Below are 2,198 nucleotides of genomic sequence, written 5' to 3' on the forward strand. Positions count from 1 at the left end.
CTGTTATGGCGGCCGCAAAGGATAATCTGTCAGATGCATGGGTCAGCATCGGGACTTTTATTGGTATTATTGGTGCACAGTTCGGCCTCCCTTGGTTAGATCCTTTAACTGCTATAATTGTGGGTTTACTGATCTGTAAAACAGGGTGGGAGATTTTTAGGGATGCTTCTCATTATTTGACTGATGGATTCGATGAAAAACAAATAGAGTTATATAAAGAAACAATCCATAATTGTTTCGGAGTTAAGGCTGTAAAAGATATTAAAGCGAGGAATTATGGAAACAACGTGGTTGTAGACATTGTCATTCTAGTCAATTCCAGTTTAGATGTTCGGGGCGCTCATGATATCGCCACAGAAGTTGAGGATATTTTAATAAAAGAACATAATGTGTATGATGTCCATGTCCATGTAGAACCAAATTAAAATAACATGACTCGATAATCTTCACTCAAAAAAAGAGACTTTCAGATAAAAGTCTCTTTTTTACGTCCAGCTCACATCCGATTATTCTGGTATGTCTATCTTTTATGTTTTCTCATGACTCTCTTTTTCAATAACGATGGGAGTATATTAATCACCACTCCGATATTAGTCATGTTATTAAACAATATGGGCTTAAAAAACCATCAAAAAATCCCATATTTGCTGTCTGGTGCTTTAATTGCTACAGCGTCAAGTGCTCCGGTTTTCTGATGAGAAAACTAAACAAAAGAGAATAATCCACCTGTTGGCCGACGAGGTTGGATTACTCAGTTTTTACTATAGTGTTTTTTGACCGTGTCATTGGGGCCCGGTCTTCTTTTTTTTGAGTCTTACTACATATTATTAACATATGGATTTTGGCTTACTTTTGTTCTATCTAAAAAGAATTTCATTACTTTTTATACATTTCTATTCCGTAATGCTTCTCTGTCCACATTCTGAGGTGGTTGTTCCAGCCACCTGTTTTCAATCATCAATTTAGTCCCATCATTTCCATATTGAAGAACTTCAGCTACCAAGCGGCTGTAATGCCCAGCTAGATCTTTTCTAAGAGATGTTCCGATTGCCGTACCATAGCCTGCAACACTTAAGGCAGTTAGACTGCATGCTTGAAACATCATTAATTTATCCGAAAAAGGTGAGTCAATGGATTGAGAAAGGGTGGAATCCCATGAACTTGGTAATGGAACGCCATCTTTTATTAAGATATCGCGAAAAACGGTTTCATGCTTTGCAGCAATTTCAGTACCTCTCTCCATATATTTTCGAACTTCGAGTGATTTCGCAACTTGAGAAAAACCAGCAACAAATGTTCTGCCAATCGAATTAGTTTCTGTATTCTTTGAAATATGAGCCAGTTCAATCACAGTTAATGGCCGATGTCTGCCCATTAAACCGGAAAGAAACGATTCATCCTGAAGGTATTCGGCTTTTACCATTGGAGGAATAGTCGGAGACCGAATAAATGTCCCCTTCTTTAAAAGTAAGTCGCAGGAATCATTATATAATTGCATAAATCGTTGAGAAGTTTTTGAAAATAACTGTCTGACATCTTGCCTAGCCAAAACTTCGAGTAAGGCTGCAGCAGCAGCCGTTCCTGCTGCTGCCATGTATTTAATATATCTAAGACTAAACAGATCTGAATATATTCGACCTGCTTTTAAAATCACATCTTCTTGTGTGAAACCGATTGGAATGGCGTGGTTTTCTTTTTCAAAGATTTGTTTGACTTCGCTTACAACAAATTGACAATCATGCAATGCAGTTTGGATAATATCCATTTGATCCGGGTCTTCATTAACTTTTGAAAAATGTTGAACAATGCAATAGGCCATCGTATTTTGCATATAGGCACTCCACAATGCAGCAACCTCTGAAGAGACAAGTTTTGGGCTATGTTCCATTTTCACAAAGAACTCCTTCATTTTTTTCATAGTATTCACAAGATGAAAAAAATATTAGTTTGCGGGCTTCAGCCATTTTTTACCATTATTAAAATTCTCATTAATTTCTAATCTTTTTATTAATCAAATCCTAATCATTAAAGTTGATAATGTGATTTAGATTAAAGGTGCCAATTAGTGAGTGATAAAAAAATCATAGAGGGGTTGTTTGCAATGGAAAATATAGGACTTAGTGGTACGTTAGTGATAATTTTTATCTCATTGATTGTTTTTAAGCCGAATATCCTACCTAAACTAGGTCGAGCTGCAG

Annotated in this window: 2 protein-coding genes and 1 pseudogene; 2 read left to right on the forward strand and 1 reads right to left on the reverse strand. The window is 36.4% G+C overall.

Annotated elements, in window-relative coordinates:
• A partial coding sequence (locus V7137_RS30435; RefSeq protein WP_335701523.1) for a cation diffusion facilitator family transporter occupies positions 1-425 on the forward strand: 425 nt, incomplete at its 5' end.
• Positions 426-494: 69 nt separating this feature from the next.
• Positions 495-689 (forward strand): annotated as a pseudogene (locus V7137_RS30440) (ArsB/NhaD family transporter); the annotation flags it as partial.
• 194 nt (positions 690-883) lie between these two features.
• Here V7137_RS30440 and V7137_RS30445 read toward each other — a convergent pair.
• Positions 884-1,888, reverse strand: coding sequence for a DUF3231 family protein (locus tag V7137_RS30445; protein ID WP_335701524.1), 1,005 nt, complete (start codon positions 1,886-1,888; stop codon positions 884-886).
• Between the last annotated feature and the right edge of the window lie 310 nt (positions 1,889-2,198).

The sequence above is a fragment of the Neobacillus drentensis genome (genome assembly GCF_036962765.1).
Classification (GTDB): domain Bacteria; phylum Bacillota; class Bacilli; order Bacillales; family Cytobacillaceae; genus Neobacillus; species Neobacillus drentensis_C.